Annotated in this window: 9 protein-coding genes; 1 reads left to right on the forward strand and 8 read right to left on the reverse strand. The window is 44.6% G+C overall.

All coding sequences use genetic code 11. The annotated features are described in order from the left end of the window. Positions 1–3 precede the first annotated feature (3 nt). The 3 genes from HHL17_RS23980 to HHL17_RS23990 form a co-directional block, all read right to left on the reverse strand. Complete coding sequence (locus HHL17_RS23980) at positions 4–2,625, reverse strand: TonB-dependent receptor (protein WP_169227387.1); 2,622 nt, start codon at positions 2,623–2,625, stop codon at positions 4–6. Positions 2,626–2,703: 78 nt separating this feature from the next. Then, complete coding sequence (locus tag HHL17_RS23985) at positions 2,704–3,675, reverse strand: FecR family protein (protein ID WP_169227388.1); 972 nt, start codon at positions 3,673–3,675, stop codon at positions 2,704–2,706. A gap of 59 nt (positions 3,676–3,734) precedes the next feature. Further along, positions 3,735–4,301 carry an RNA polymerase sigma factor gene (locus tag HHL17_RS23990; protein ID WP_169227389.1) on the reverse strand — a complete coding sequence of 189 codons (567 nt, stop codon included), beginning with the start codon at positions 4,299–4,301 and terminating at the stop codon, positions 3,735–3,737. A gap of 656 nt (positions 4,302–4,957) precedes the next feature. Here HHL17_RS23990 and HHL17_RS33975 point away from each other — a divergent pair. Next, the gene (locus tag HHL17_RS33975) at positions 4,958–5,095 is read left to right on the forward strand and encodes an IPT/TIG domain-containing protein (protein ID WP_394353303.1); all 138 of its coding nucleotides are present in this window, start codon (positions 4,958–4,960) and stop codon (positions 5,093–5,095) included. Between the two features lie 384 nt (positions 5,096–5,479). Here HHL17_RS33975 and HHL17_RS24000 read toward each other — a convergent pair whose 3' ends face one another. The 5 genes from HHL17_RS24000 to HHL17_RS24020 form a co-directional block, all read right to left on the reverse strand. Further along, positions 5,480–6,070, reverse strand: a complete 591-nt coding sequence (locus HHL17_RS24000; RefSeq protein ID WP_169227391.1) for an RNA polymerase sigma factor — start codon at positions 6,068–6,070, stop codon at positions 5,480–5,482. Positions 6,071–6,219: 149 nt separating this feature from the next. Continuing rightward, complete coding sequence (locus HHL17_RS24005) at positions 6,220–7,821, reverse strand: DUF6029 family protein (protein WP_169227392.1); 1,602 nt, start codon at positions 7,819–7,821, stop codon at positions 6,220–6,222. Then, a complete protein-coding gene (locus HHL17_RS24010; RefSeq protein ID WP_169227393.1) occupies positions 7,818–8,342 on the reverse strand; it encodes a TlpA family protein disulfide reductase in 525 nt (174 codons plus the stop codon). The genes HHL17_RS24005 and HHL17_RS24010 overlap by 4 nt, the downstream gene beginning before the upstream one ends. A gap of 124 nt (positions 8,343–8,466) precedes the next feature. Next, the gene (locus tag HHL17_RS24015; RefSeq protein WP_169227394.1) at positions 8,467–9,399 is read right to left on the reverse strand and encodes an Omp28-related outer membrane protein; all 933 of its coding nucleotides are present in this window, start codon (positions 9,397–9,399) and stop codon (positions 8,467–8,469) included. Positions 9,400–10,192: 793 nt separating this feature from the next. Then, positions 10,193–14,740: a PKD domain-containing protein gene (locus HHL17_RS24020; RefSeq protein ID WP_169227395.1), complete on the reverse strand. Its 4,548-nt coding sequence runs from the start codon at positions 14,738–14,740 to the stop codon at positions 10,193–10,195. Between the last annotated feature and the right edge of the window lie 731 nt (positions 14,741–15,471).

The following is a 15,471-nucleotide window of genomic DNA, read 5'->3' on the forward strand; positions in this document are numbered from 1 at the left end:
GATTTAAAATTTCAGGTCGTATGAAACACTTGGAAGAATGGGTACCAGGGAAACCGCAGTCAGGTTTACTTTGGGCTGCAGTCTATCGAAACTGTTCACATAGTAGAAGAATGGATTCGACCGATTGTAGGCATTCAGCAGGCTTACATTCCATGTACGTATCAATCCATTCTTTTTGTATTTGATAAAACTAACACCGAGGTCCAACCGGTGATATGCCTGTATGCGCGCATTGTTACGTGCGCTCACATAGTCGATTTGACGGGAGGTCCACGAACTTCCGGTACTGGAAAGGGGGTCCATGATACCCAAATAGGAAGCCAGCGGGATGGTAAACGGAGATGCGCTCTGATAAGTCCAGGAGCCGGACAACTCAATACCTTTACGCAACTTGTAAACGGCTACCAGGTGGAAGTCATGCCGGCGATCGTATTTATAGGGGAACTCCCGGCCGTAGTTTACCGCCGGGAGCCGGCGGTTGGCCCATGCGAGCGTATATCCCAGCCAACCGGTCAGTCTGCCGGTTTTCTTTTGCAACAGCAGCTCCATTCCATATGACGTCCCCTCTCCGGCTGTCACCTGCTGCTCCCAAGTATCGCCTTTAGCGGCTGTCAGATAATTGGCCCCCTCTTTATATTCAATCACATTATGCATGTATTTGTAGTAACCTTCAGCCGAAAATTCAAACTTTCCTCCAAACAGGTAGTGCGTAACTCCCAGCGCATACTGGTCGGCATCCTGGGGCCTCACCTTGTTTGTGGCAGGTACCCAGAGATCAGCCGGAAGTGATATGGAATTATAAGCCAGCAAATGCATGTACTGGGTCATCCGGGAATAGGAAGCCTTCAGGGCCCAGTCACCTGGCAACAGGTAACGTGCACTCACGCGGGGTTGCACAGACATATAGAAGCGATTCTGCACTTTAAACCCACTCACATGCAATCCAGCATTCAATTTCAGTTTTTTAGAGATTTCCCAATCATCTTCCGCATACAGGTTCACCTCTAATGCTCGTATCTTATGGTTATTGTTGGAAGAATCTACCAGTACCTCATTATTTTCGGTTTGCTTTGACTGCAGCACTCCCGGCGTAAAAACACGGTACATCAACTGCGCTCCCGCTTTGATGGTATGAGCAGGATTTAGCTGGTAGTCCAAATCTATCCTGCCGCCAAAGTCCCTGATACCGGAGTTTAATTTTTGGTGATCGGTATATTTGACAGCATCCGAGACCCCTTTCTGGTCAAAGAGTGACTGAAAACGGTAATCACTCCCTATCAACATCACATTGGAAAACAACTTGGGGGAATACACATGGTTCCATCGGATAGTTCCGGTGTAGTTGCCCCAGTGCACACCGGTATTGGACACATAATAGTTCGTGGGGTACCCCCCATTGTAACCTACTTCTGTCGCCAGCTTATCGCGCCCTCCGTAGAAGCTCAGGTACAATTTGTCTTTGTCCGAAAGCTTATGATGCAGTTTGGCATTCACATCATAAAAGTTCAATCTGAATTTACCGGGATCACTGATCTCATTTTGATTACTCAGATATATTCCGGCGGCGAGGTCAGGATAAGATCTGCGAACAGAGATCACAAAAGTTGTCTTTTCCTTTTTGATGGGCCCTTCCAGCATCGCCTGTGCAGAAAGCAGCCCGACAGAAAAATTTCCGTGTATCTTATGCATATCGCCATCCTTTGTGGAGATGTCCACCACCGATGACAGCCTGCCGCCGTAGCGGGCAGGGAATGCACCCTTATAGAGGGTCACATCTTTCAGTACATTGGTGTTGAAAGTGGAGAATAATCCCATCAGGTGTACAGGATTGTACAAAGGCGCACCGTCGAGCAAAATGAGGTTTTGATCAGGTGTGCCGCCACGTACCAGCAAAGCGCTGGTAGCTTCGGTGCCTTGTTTAACACCAGGCATCAGCTGGAGGGTTTTGAACAGGTCCGGCTCCCCCAGGAAGCGAGGCATAGCCTGTACCAGTGCTCCCGATACATTAATGCGGCTCATCTGGGAGGAGGCCACGATATTGTTGGCCCCCGCTCCCCGGATAGTCACTTCCTCCAACTGGCTGCTGAGCGTCTTCAGGCGGAAGGAGAAACTCATGGTGTTTTGCATGGTCACGAATGTGTCCAGGCGCTGATACCCGAGGTATGACAGCTGTATCCTGACCGTATCATCCGGTAAGGTAAGGCTGTAGAACCCATAGGCATTGGTAACAGTGCCAGCGTCATATTGAGGCGCCACCAACGATACGCCGATCAGTCTTTCGCCGGAGACGGCATCTTCGACGTATCCACTGAGGGTATGGCGCGTCTTCACAGCAGGACCAATAATGATCTGGCCGCCCCGTCGCTTGAAAGTGAGTGTTGTTCCTTTCAGCAGATCGGTGAGAATCGTTTCCAGTGGCACCTCTTTAAAGCTGCGTGCCTTAATGGTTATTCCCTGTACTCGTGTATATTCATAGGATATCTGTACCTTGGTTTGCTGCTCCAGTATTTTCAGTGCACCTTCCAGCGTACTAGCAGGGATACTGATACTGAATCTTGCTTCGTTTTGCTGACCGGCGGCTGCCAGTCCGCAGACTAAGAACAGAACGGTTAAAAAATGTCGCATTCGTTGCTTTTTATAAACATGGTGCTCCCTTGCCGCCTTCAAGACAGCTTTAAATGGTGGAGCAATACTGCTATTGAATTATTGTTGTATACCGGTAATGGTTACCCGGTCATTACTGAGTGTGTAGGTCATACCACTCAGGTCTTTTAGCATGTCGAGTGCTTCCGCTAATGGTGTCTTAGCCGCAATCCGCAGGTTGAAACGATATGCCGCCATCATGGCTGTATCATAAGAAACCTGTACCCCGTAATGATTTTGGAGGATACGCGCCACCTCTGTAAAAGAAGCGTCCAGCAAGGTCAGGTCGCCATTCCGCCAATCGTCGACAGGACCTTCACCCCGTGTAGCCGTATGCGTACCCAATTGATATACGATCTGCTGGCCAGCTTCCAGTACACCCAGTACCGCAGCGCTATCTGCTACCTGTACCTTTCCCGAGCGAACGCTCACTTGTATGTAACCCACGCCCTGGTAGGCTTTCACACTGAATTCAGTGCCCAGCACCTTCGTCTGTATACCAGCGGGGGTGCTGACGGTGAATGGTTGTGATGCACCCGGCGCCACGGAGAAATACGCGAGGCCGTCCAACACCTGTACGTCACGGCTGTTTTTCCCGAACGGTTCTGCATAACGTAGCCTGGAACCGGGCTCCAGCCACATCGCAGAGCCGTCCGGCAGTTGTACATGAAGAACATTCTTACCCGCCGGAGCAGTCACCTCTGCATAACCTACCGGCTCCGGCTTACCCCGCAAAATATAAAACAGGTCGCCTACAGCGATTAGCAGCAGTATGGCAGCAGCTATCTGCCAGTAAAGCCTCCGGACCGGCTTCTTTTCCGGCATTACTTCCGTTGCGCCGATTATCTCAAAGATCCCTGCCTTCATCAGCTCCCGCGTTGCCTTTCGCTCCGCTTCGTCTTCAAATACGCGTCCTTCAGCCGGAAAAGACGCATACCATCTTTCGAGAATAGCACGCTCCTCCTCGGTACAGATACCCAGTGCATGCTTTTCAAGCAATCGATCGATGAGTGATTTATCAGGGTGACTCATATGCTGTTGTTTAGTAGACAATTGTCAAATTCCGGTAGTACTATGCTGATGAAAAAAAATTATTCTAAAAAGAAGTTACCTAGTCCCTCTCGCAATTTCTTAAGGGCAGATGAAAGCTGATTTTTGACAGTCTGCTCCGACAGGCCGTGCTTTTCAGCAATTTCACGGACCGACAGCCCATGGTCGCGACTATCGATAAATACCTGCCTCATCTTGTCAGGTAACCGCCGTAACTCCCGGCGATAGGCGGTCTCCAGATCAGAGCCCGCCACTGCTTCTTCCGTAGAATGCGTGATCTCCGGTATTTCACGGCCTGCCAGCTGGCTGTATTTGTCTCTCGCCTGTTCTGATTTAAGATGGTTGAGCACCTTAAACCTCACGGCCGTACGAAAATAGCCTTCCACCGACTCCGTAATCTGAATCTGTTCTCTTTTCTGCCAACAGTAAATAAATACTTCCTGTACAATGTCTTTCGCAGCTGCTTTATCGTACAGGCGCCAATAAGCGGTTTCATACAGGGTTTCCCAGTAGCGTTCGTATAACTCTCCATAAGCAGGCAGACTGTCTTGGCGAACCAGCTGCCATAATTCGGTATCCGTTGTGTCTCGAAGGATAGATGATGACATGTAAATGGGCGAAATCAGGCGCGAAGGTAGTTTGTTATTTAGAAATGACGCGATAATTATCTTGTGTAACTGCAAGGGACTTATAGAAAAAACCCACCGGAAAGAATTCCAGTGGGTATTTTAGAAAAAAACTGCGGCCTTAGTTCCCAAAAACACTTCTCCTGAATATAAGAGAGGGAAAAGCACACACTTGCATCTTACCTGTTTTTACTACATACATTCAGGCGTGGATTCTTAATACAATGATTGATAAGCATGGTTTCCGTTGCTGCCGTCGGGCAGCATTTCATTGAGCAAATACATCGGCACAAATCCCCTGTTCATACAGTTCATAAGGAGGTGAATGTTGTGCTGTTGTTTTATAGACAACTGTCAAATTCCGATAGTACTATGCCGGCGAAAAAAAATTTTTCTTTTCATTTTTCATGATAACACGCATATCTGCCAAACTCAGGAGTGAAGGTAGTTCTCCATTCAAACAGCAAAAGAATATTTGGGACCAACATAGGTATTGGGGCGATAAACGACCTTTAAACTGGAATGACTTTTTAAACATGGGGAACTTTTAGCGGTGTATAACGTCGAAGGGTATATTTTAATAACTGCAAAAGTTAGATTATCTTGTAAAGACAACTCTTAATATTCCCCCCCGATTGTTGTCCTTTACTCCCAACTCAGCCAGGATAGGTGATACGATAACAATTACCGGCAGCAGTTTTGACAGTATGACCAAGATAACTTTAGGTGTGCGCCTGGAGCAGGCAGCCCCCGTGGCCCAGGGCATTATCACCTGATATGGAGCTCAGGAAATAAGCGGATGACAAAGGCAATAGTTGTTTCGCAGTAAATATCTCCGCATCTCTCTTAAATGAAGCAAAAAGCCCCCAAAGAGATTCAACCTTTTGGGGCACAGACATTTACGATATCTGGCAATATCGGAAATTCGATATCATCATCCTTTAAACCATATGTCGAGTAAAAGAGAGCGAATAACAGCGTATGGGTTGCCAGAAGATAATAATTGGGGCATTGTACACTTCTTTTTCAAAAGATATGAAGGTGGGAAAAATTTCAAGATCTGACCTTGCTCATTTTATGATAACAGCGGCTATAAATAAAAATCACCTCAATAAAAAAGTTATTGTCACCTACTAAATATTTCCTTCAATAATGAAATATCATGACAGCATCCGGCAAAACAAATAGTACGCAATCATAATAACAAGTGTTTCACGAAGATAACATAGCCCTCTGAAAACATTTTTATAACTGGCCCTCACAGTGGTATCCATCACCTCCGCTATCCTTTCATAGGATGCATTTTCAAAAAAACGCAGATAAATAGCTTCCTTCTGACGGTGCGGAAGCCGGTGTAGCGCATGTTCCAGACGTCGATCCCTGATGAGTTGTTGTTCTGTATCAATATGATTTGCTTCTGCGGAAAGTTCTACATCGAAAAAAATATACTCTGATTCATACTTTGACATTTTCCGCAACCTGGACAACTTTCTGAAAAGCAGGTTGCGGAATGCTTTTAACAGATAATTTCTGGCGGAAACGGGCATGGATAATCTCTTCCTGGTAGTCCACAAGCAGATAAAAAGATCTTGTATAGTGTCTTCTATAACATCCTCATCTTGTGTAAACTTTAAACCATAATTGTATAGGCTCCCAATAAATGTCTTAAAAAAATATGCTAAAGCGTCTTTATCACCCGTTTGAAAATCAGTCCAGCGCTGCTGGTCTTCTTTGATAACATTGTTCTCCATTAATATAATATGATTGGTTTCAAAATACAGCATCAAATACAAAGCTGTTATCCCGGGCCGGAAAAACACCCGGGATGCTCTCAGCATATATAGACGCAGTATCTCAATTATTTATTATAATTAATGAAAGAATCGATAATACCTCTTTTCTAAAAATTGTAGGTGAATGATAAATTTGCACCGCTGTATGCCGGCACCATCCTACAAATACCGCCTACACATAATAATCCTGCACGCTGCCTTCCGTAGCTCAGTGACACACGCGCTTCCTTATAATTAAAGGCACCACCTGCACTGAAATAATGGATCTTCTTTGATTGGTAATTGATCATATCGCCTGCAAAAAACGACCATCCGGGTGCGTAACTATATTCCAGCAATGCAGCCGCCCAATTTTTTTCATCCGCCACCGTCCACAGATGTTGCATTTCCACGCGCAATGAATTCTTTCTATCAAAGTTCAACAACACATCTGCAATAGCAATATTTGCGTTCACCATTCCAAACCCGGGCCCCTGTATATACCCCTGATTGTAGCGAAGGTTCATGTAGGAGACAATCGTTTCTACCAATGGCGACCACCGTCTTTCTATACTAACATTGACATCGTTGTATAATTCTGTAGGCCCCAATTTCCAGAATTCAGCACTGAACCCCTCTTTTGATTTTAAACGAACTGTATCCAGGTTGCGGTACAGCGATGCCGTCAATGAAAGCTTGGTACCATAATGCCCACCCAATGCACTGCCTCTTTTAAAGTGATAAAATATATCCACTTTTCCACCTATTTCACCCATTGACTGGGCTGCATACGGATACAGATTAGGCAAAGAATAGGTATACAACTTTGTTAATGCCGGCAGATAATTCAGTACCGCAAGGTTATCTTTTTGAGTTCTGTCTGTCCTGAATTCCATGCTTTCCATTCGGCGGAACACTATATCAGCACTCAGACCTTTATTGGTAGTAATGGTTTGATTGATATACAGCAGCGAGCCTTTTTTAAAGATATTTTTGTTGATATCCGTAGGATCAGCGCTTTTACTAACATATTCCATGTCCAGGTTGTAATGCGGATGTGTTAATCGAAATCTGCCGGAATATGCATTTACTCCTGGCGGGAAATCGTCATCAGGACCTGTATACTTCTGATACCTGTTTATTACACTCCCTCCTATTGTAACACCCCAGTTGTGCTTTACTTTCAGGAGGTCCAGCAAATCCAGTTCCAGGTCTGCTCCCCGCACGATACCTTCCCCATTATCCATCAATACACGCTGCAGGCCATAAGATGCTTTAAAACGGATGCTTTTTAAGGGAGTAAAACGAACATTTACACCGTCCATAATATTATCTATTCCCAATTGCCGCTCTTCGTAAGAACGAAAAACAAACCCATTACCATACTGTTCATAAAAACTACCCGCAGTAATGTCTATCTTATCGGTTCGGTATCCAGCGAAACGATGCGTAAGTTTTGTCCCTTTTAGCCCTTCCGGATACCCCATCATGGCCGAAAGATAGGATTCTAGCTGCACTCCGGCGTAGAAATTCTTTAGCGTATAATTAAGCGTAAAATAGCTATTGGTGGCTACTTTATCACGCGGAGCTTTTGCCTGGGTAGCTTTATCATCAATGTAATATTGACTATTTGATTCCAGCCCTCCGCTTAGTTTTCCAGGTATCTCCTGCGCCTGTAAAACATTACTGATCCCGGCTATTGTGATGATGATAAATATCTTCCTCCTCATAGTTTTGCTATTTTCTTCACCACTTCCAGTAAATGATATTCATCTCCGGGGTTATAACCAGCATGCCTTTCAATGACTTTTCCATCTCCGTTCAGCACAATGGTATAAGGCACATTGGCGATTCCCAATGCCCGGTACAGGTCCTTGTTATAGTCATTGTATACTTCGTATTTCCATCCACGAGAGGACACGAGTGATTTTATACCTCCATTGGTCCTGGCATCATCAATAGAAATAGCGATCAGTTTTACACCGGCTACCTTCTGCCAGTTATCATAATCATCCGCTATAGATTCCAGTTCAGAGATGCATGGCTTGCACCAGGTAGCCCAAAAGCTGATGATCATTGGTTTTCCGCCATTGGAAAAACTGCTGACATTCATCAGTTTTCCATCCATATCTTTTACCTGTACATTGGGGAGCTTCTGCTGGCTGTTATTTTCCTGTGCCACTGCAGTTGATACACTCAACAATATAAGTCCAACCACCATCATATAAATCGATGCCGTCTTTTTTTTCATATCATCTTTTTTAATACAATAGACACTCCGCTAACCATCATACTTTACGAGTACCAGAAAAGTACGCTTACATATGATGGTCAATGGAGCTATCTGTGTGTAGTAGCAGAATACAGGTATTTTATCAATCAAATTTTTGTGATTGTCCGGCAACTACCACCTGTGAATTGTAGGTATCAATTAATTTACCTTCATCGTCCTGTCCGTATACCAATGCAATGATGCTACAGTTGGCAGCCTTGTATTTACTGATGTCCAGCGTAAAATCTTTAGAATAAACAGCGCCTTTGATCTTATAGGCAGCAGGTATTTCATCGCCTTTGGCATCTGTCAACACTTTTCTTACGACATGATTATAGGTATATCCTGTAATGCTATGTGCTAATTTTGTCAGCGGGCCAAGATCAGGATCGTTTATGTAATCGTTTTTCACCTGATCAAGAGAATAATAATTGTTTTGCGCAGGACCTGTCAGTCCACCTTCCATGACATACACCATCACTTTCGCTTTGGCGATATTCAATGCCTGTCCCATACCTACCTTTACAGTTACGTTGAGATTATTTCCGGTAATAGTACTGTTAATACTTAACCCCAGCACAGCTGTTTTTTTAATGAAAGTGTTCACCAGTGCGTCTGCCTGAGCAAAACTGATATTGTTATTGGCGTCGTACCAGTCAAGATCTTTCAGTCTTTCCAGTTTGCTGGTGGGATACCCCTGTACGCCCAGTTTTTCTTCGATAACCGTTCTCACATCTCTCCCAATATCAAATGTATCAGATGCATGAAAGGCAGATATAATCACGTTGGGATATTTTGCATGCAGTTTTTCCAGCAGTACCGGCATACGTGGGCACCAGCCACACCAGGCACCTGTAAATTCTTCTATTAAAACTTTTTTGGTATATTTTTCAGGGGCACCTGTTTCTATACCAGGATTATTAGGATCTCCCCCACCGGGGTTACCAGGGCTGTCTTTTTTGGAGCATGCAGTAATAAACATAATTCCTAATACTACAGAGATGCCTGAGAGGCAACGAATGAATTTTGATTGCATAATTTCTTTTTTTTGGGTTTCAATAACTGGGTTTAAAATGGATCTGTCTTAGCATAGCGGGTTAACAGGCAAATAGTTCCCCATCCGCTTTCCAAAGTTGGTGCAGTATGGTTAAGACTTTGTACCTGTCTTCTATAAGTATATACAGCCATTGGCTGTTTTTACCCTCCGGAATTAAATTATTTTTATGCAGTGTTTTACGCTATAGGGAAATCGGCTGCAGGACGCCTTCAGTTGTTGGTGTGGTCTTAGTAAAAGCTCGTTAAGCTGTATAAAGTATGGGGAAGAAATCGGGGTTATACAAAAGGAAGTCGACTAAAAAACAAAACCCCGCGCCATGCGCGAGGTTTCTAAAACGCTGTTGATCCCGCTGGGAATTCTGAAATAATGATTTTCAAGGCTATCAATTTGATACAGCAAGGAAACATGCAAATTACCTGCCCACAATCTTTTTTGTTACAAATTCGTTAAAAAAGAGATGATAAACATAAGGCTACATGAAATCTCCAAGAGATACTATGATTATTTCAGAAAATTGTTAGCCGCATCCGGAGCTGGTGCTGGCCCGTTTCAAACAACACCAGGTTTGGTGAGAGGAAATATCATCAATCAGACCCATTTCGCAAACTTCGCTTACGGATATTTCAGATTATCGGAAGTAGCCGTAAAAGATTATACGATACAGTAATTAACCGGGTCCACAGATATTAATACCCCCAAAAAGTCAGACACTTTTTGGGGGTACTTCATTTGGTCAGACCTGTGTTTTTTTAAAGACTGTTACTGATCATTATCAGTTCTTAATAACTTCAAAGTTTTGTATTTGACCATTAGTTCCCGTGATTTTTACGACGTATACACCATTTGTCCAGTTGTCTGTACCAATGGTTTTCGTTGTTTCAGCAATTGTTGCCTGATAAATGCACACGCCAACACTGTTATAAACAGCAATTATCTTTTTGCCTGTCATTCCAGTAATGGTGAGCACATTATGCACTGGATTAGGATACACTGATATTTTTTCCTTGGCATTGAGCAGGGAGGCTTGCGTACCTGCTAACCGTGCTGCTGGTCCAACAGTTAAAGTAACGCTGTCGGAAACAACCTTAGGGCAGGAACCATTGGTGACAGTGAGACGCCACTTCCGGCCATTTTGCGTAGCAGCATTCACTGCTTTCGTGAGCGTTGGTGTGGTAGAACCGGAAGCAGCGCCATCAGACCAGGAGCCATCAACCTCATTGTACCAATTACCCCCCCAATTGGTTTCCCATTGATAGACATTGCCGGTACCGGCAACGGTAGCACTGAAAGTGGCTATACTGCCAATAGGCTTTGTTACTGAAACAGGTTGTGTAATCATGGCTGCACCCGCAAGGGTAAGTATTACCGTATTGGAAGTAAACGGAGTACAAGATCCATTACCAACCAGGAGTCGCCGCGACTGGTTGTTTTGCGTAAAAGCATTCACTGATTTCACCAGGGTTGGTGTAGTTGAACCTGTAACATCTCCGTCGTTCTTGGAACCATCGGTTTCATTAACCCAGACGCTACCCTGCAAGGCTTGCCATTGGTAACTAGTGGCTGTCCCCGATATAGTTGCACTAAAGGTAGCATTGCTGCCCATGCATGTCGTTGCAGACACCGGCTGTGATGTGATAGTAATAGCACCGGTCACGGTAAGCATTACCGAATCAGAAGTAAGTGCACCACAAGTTCCATTGCCACTAATCTGGAGACGCCACCGCTGGCCACATGGCGTAGAACCATTCACCTCTTTCACCAGGGTTGGTGTAGTTGAACCTATAACGTCTCCGTTGGTCTTGGGACCATCGGTTTCATTAACCCAGCTGCCACCTTGGTAGGTTTGCCATTGGTAAGTACCTCTCCCCGATGTAGCCGCACTAAAGACAGCATTGTTGCCAACAAGTACTGTTGCAGACACCGGCTGTGATGCAATAGCAGCACCGGCTACGGTAAGTGTTACCGGATTGGAAAGGATGGTACCGCAGGTAGGATTATTAATCCGTAGGCGCCATTGCCGGCCATTTTGAGTATCACCATTCACTGTTTTCACCAGCGTTGTTGTAGCTGAACCCGTAACAGCACCATCTCCCCAGTTGCCATCTCCTTCATTGCCGCCGTCAACGCCTTGCCATTGATAGGTATTACCTGTTCCTGCCACGGTGGTACTAAAGGTGGCATTGTTGCCAATACAGATTGTTGCTGAAACTGGTTGTTTCGTGATCGCTATACAGGAAGACGAGATGCTCACACTGTCGAATACAGCAGTCGCGAGCTGGTTGTTATCATGATTGGTAACAGCAAGGCCGATCCTTACAGCAGCATTCATTGCTACGGTAGTAGTGCTAACTGAGTCCCAGCTGATCCCATTGGGTGAACTGTAACCAGTGAACTGGTTACCTGCCCGTACAAGTTTTACCCAATATGGCGTAGGCGCACTTGCAACCCCTTGTACGTTTGAAGAAGAACCACCGGTAGAAGCTCTGTGCTGCATATTAACACCGAAGCCTGGTGTTACTGTAATGAACACATATTTACTATCAGCACCGGTAGTTTCCCGGATCATCACACCAGCCTTTGACCAGACGTTGGAACCATTAAGGATTACTACTTTTGCAGTAATTTGTCCGTTACCGTTCAGCGTAGTGTCATTGAACCTGAACTGGTCTGAATTATTCCACACATCAACACCAGATGCATAAACCGTGAAACTTTTTTTGACTGACTGATAGCAGGTTGATCCAGCTAATGACGGGCTTCCAATATCTTCGGATGTCCAGCCTGGCGCACTGTTTTGACAGCAAATGGGATCATAGGTGATAAACTTGGAAAGTGTTTGTGTACTGGTTCCATACTGGTCTGTAACGGTTAATGTCACATCATAACTACCTGCCGAAGTACCGGCATAGTTGACCACCGGTGTCTCTGAGGTAGAAGTAGATGGTGTGCCTCCGGGGAATTGCCAGGAATAGGTCACCCCGGTACCTCCATTGCTCACCACACTGTAATCCCGGAATTGTACAGTTGGAGATTGGCAATTGGGATTTTTTGTACTGGCAGATATTTGTGCCTTCGTGGAAGAATGTTCGTACAGGTCATGATCCCAGGCACCTCTGGTGGTACCGATCAATAATTTTCCCTTGTAATAATTGATAAACAGGTTACTTACGTCCAGCATCGGCAGTCCTGTGCCTAGTCGCTGCCATTGGGTCATACTATTATTCCTATAGAAAACGCCTGATTTATTCCCCACATAAACACCTCCATTGGTTCCCCGTTGAAAAATTATTTTTGAAATAGGATATGAACCAAGCGTATCTGTAGTGAGGTTAGTATAAGTAACACCGCCGTCCGTTGAATGTAACACTTTGCAGATTTTCTGCACTCCCGAATAAGTTACCCATATCTCATTAGGATTCGTATCGCTCACCGCCACATCACTGATGTTCTTTACAGCTGGGCCGGTTACTGATATACCGGGTGTGATCTCTGTCCAGGTTACGCCACCGTCGGCAGTTTTCCATAAATGGTTATTGGAAGGGGAAACGATACAATAAATGCGATTGGTATCACTCATACAGATTTTTTCGCTCATTAACCTGTCGTTGAAAGTATACACCAGCTTGCTGATAGTAAGGCCATTGTCGTCGCTTCTGAGCAGGGATTTCCGCCAGGTTAGTCTTGTGCTGGCAGGAGTAGTATCCGGAAAATCGCCTGCGGTGTGGCTTACCATCGTATTAAACAGATTAGGATGATATGACAGGTTATTGATCCAGTCTTGCTGGCCAGGATCTACCTGGGAGGGAGTGGATGTAGTTGTCCCGATCCCTGTTCTTGTTACACAATAAACACCATATCCCCTGGTAATCACATGAATACTGTCGAGCGGGTTCACATCAGTATTTTGCTGATCGGCTCCCCATACAGTGTACCACCCCCCGTTCCCGGCATGATCGCGAATAGTAAGCTGGCCGTGATTACAGCCGGCAGCCAGAATATCAGACTTAAAGGAAGCACCAAAACCCCAGAGTTCAATATTTGAAATGCCGGCAGAAACATTATAAAAAGTGGCGCCTTTGTCGTTTGATACGACGGTTTCTCCATCATTTCCCACCATCACCTTACCATTGACAATATGTATTGACCTGATGTCGGCGTGCATCGCGTTGGAAGTAGCAAAAGTTTGCCCGTTATCTGTTGAATAATGAACTTTAGATTCGCCATAGGTACCATAAACGATGTTATTGGAATTCTTGATATCCATGGCTATGGCTTCACATCCTGAATTATTGACCATATTTTTCCGCAGGAGCGTTGGAACTCCCGTGTTCACATCCGTTTGATACAACTGCATATAGGAATAATCGCAGTCTAAAAAAGCAAAAACAGCAGATGGTTGATCTGTTGCTGTCGCAATTGTTAAGTATTTTAAGTTTTGACTCGGAATGTCTGGTGGAATAGTAATACTTGCCAGGATAGTAAAGGTCGCCCCCTTGTCTGTGGATGCATAAATGGTAGCTTTGTTGCTATTCTCTAATCCATCTATAAAAAAAACACGGTTTGGGTCGTTATTGCTCCATTCCAGGATTCCGCCGGCATTATTGGTATAGCCATCTGCCCTAATGTTATTCAGGGAAGATAAAACGGAAGTCCATATGGCACCACCATCCGTTGACCGGTATAATGAATTGCCCCAGCGAGCCACAACAATATTTGAATCGGAAGAAGACACTGCGACATCGTATCCCTGGCCGGCAGAATAAGCAGCAACAGAACTATTAAGTCCGGTCACATTCCAGGTATAACCTCCGTCAGTGGACTTGATGACTGCAGATTCTGAAATGGCATATACAATGTTTGTGTTGGCGGGGCAAACAACGATATCAAAATACCGGTTATTGGGCATGTTACCGTCTACAAGATGCCATGCAATTCCTCCATTGGATGATACCCAAAGGCCACCGGTCACAAAACTGATGAACATTTTTTGCGGGTTGGTTGGATCCATCCGTACACAATAAGAGTATCCTCCCCTTACAGATGCAAAACCACCTGGTAATGTTTGATTACGCGGACCGATCATATGCCAGTCTCCCGCCATCGTGTCCGTAACAGTTGAGGTTGGGGCAATACCTGCGCGAAGGCGTTGATAGTCAAAAGCAGGAGGCGCCTGTACTCTTCCCTTACTATCCAGGTAATAAATATTCTTCCTGAACCACTCTTCGCCCGTTTCCCTGGGGCCCTCCACCTGCGGATGCCGCTTCATGTACCGGTCAAATTTTTTCAGGATGCTGAAATAGTCGGCATGTGGCTTTTGCATTAATTTATACCATTTGGATTTTTTAAATTCCTGGTCATGTTGCTCATTTTCTTCGGTTTCATGATTAGTCTGAACTCTTCGTTGTGAATGGGCTAATTGAAATACTCCCAGGCATAGTGCTGTAAGGATAAAATTTTTGATCATAAGGGTACAAATTCGTAAGGTTGTGGAAATAGATTGATAGATACCGGCCTTAAACCGGCATAAGCGTAATGGCTGACAGGGTTTGGTTGATGCGACGCAAACAATATACTTTCAAGACGGGGGTCAATCCTAAGAAAGCAAGCCTACATCGTTCACTGTGATTTTTTTGTGTACAGTCGAGTTGGTCATAGTTTTAGTTGCATTTAGGTAAATAGTCACTGTTTTGTGCTCCGATACCAAATATTAATACTGATAAACTGAGATAGAGAATGAACAGGCAAGAGGGGCTTATCAACACTTTCTTTTGCAATGATTTAATATCGCGTTATAGATTGGGAAATCAAAGCCTGACACACCTTTTAAGGAATGTCAGTGGATTAAGGGATAATAGATTCAGTCGTATCAGATTCCCTATAGGAAATTAACAATTTTTTTTCTATTCTTATCCGATTCCTACATATTTTTTTGAAAACATAGGCACATGATGGGGCTAAGCAATTATTCTACAGATACATAACATGGTACACTACTGCGGATTCTGTATTTCCCATAACAGCAACCGGTGCGAACAGATGAGGGTATCTGAG

Source organism: Chitinophaga fulva (assembly GCF_012927205.1).
Lineage (GTDB): Bacteria > Bacteroidota > Bacteroidia > Chitinophagales > Chitinophagaceae > Chitinophaga > Chitinophaga fulva.

Excerpts from the sequence above, each read along its gene's own strand:
- HHL17_RS24015 (WP_169227394.1), bottom strand. The coding sequence starts at position 9,399 with ATGCAATCAAAATTCATTCGTTGCCTCTCAGGCATCTCTGTAGTATTA.
- HHL17_RS24005 (WP_169227392.1), bottom strand. The coding sequence starts at position 7,821 with ATGAGGAGGAAGATATTTATCATCATCACAATAGCCGGGATCAGTAAT.
- HHL17_RS23980 (WP_169227387.1), bottom strand. The coding sequence starts at position 2,625 with ATGCGACATTTTTTAACCGTTCTGTTCTTAGTCTGCGGACTGGCAGCC.
- HHL17_RS23990 (WP_169227389.1), bottom strand. The coding sequence starts at position 4,301 with ATGTCATCATCTATCCTTCGAGACACAACGGATACCGAATTATGGCAG.
- HHL17_RS24020 (WP_169227395.1), bottom strand. The coding sequence starts at position 14,740 with ATGCAAAAGCCACATGCCGACTATTTCAGCATCCTGAAAAAATTTGAC.
- HHL17_RS24010 (WP_169227393.1), bottom strand. The coding sequence starts at position 8,342 with ATGAAAAAAAAGACGGCATCGATTTATATGATGGTGGTTGGACTTATA.
- HHL17_RS23985 (WP_169227388.1), bottom strand. The coding sequence starts at position 3,675 with ATGAGTCACCCTGATAAATCACTCATCGATCGATTGCTTGAAAAGCAT.
- HHL17_RS24000 (WP_169227391.1), bottom strand. The coding sequence starts at position 6,070 with ATGGAGAACAATGTTATCAAAGAAGACCAGCAGCGCTGGACTGATTTT.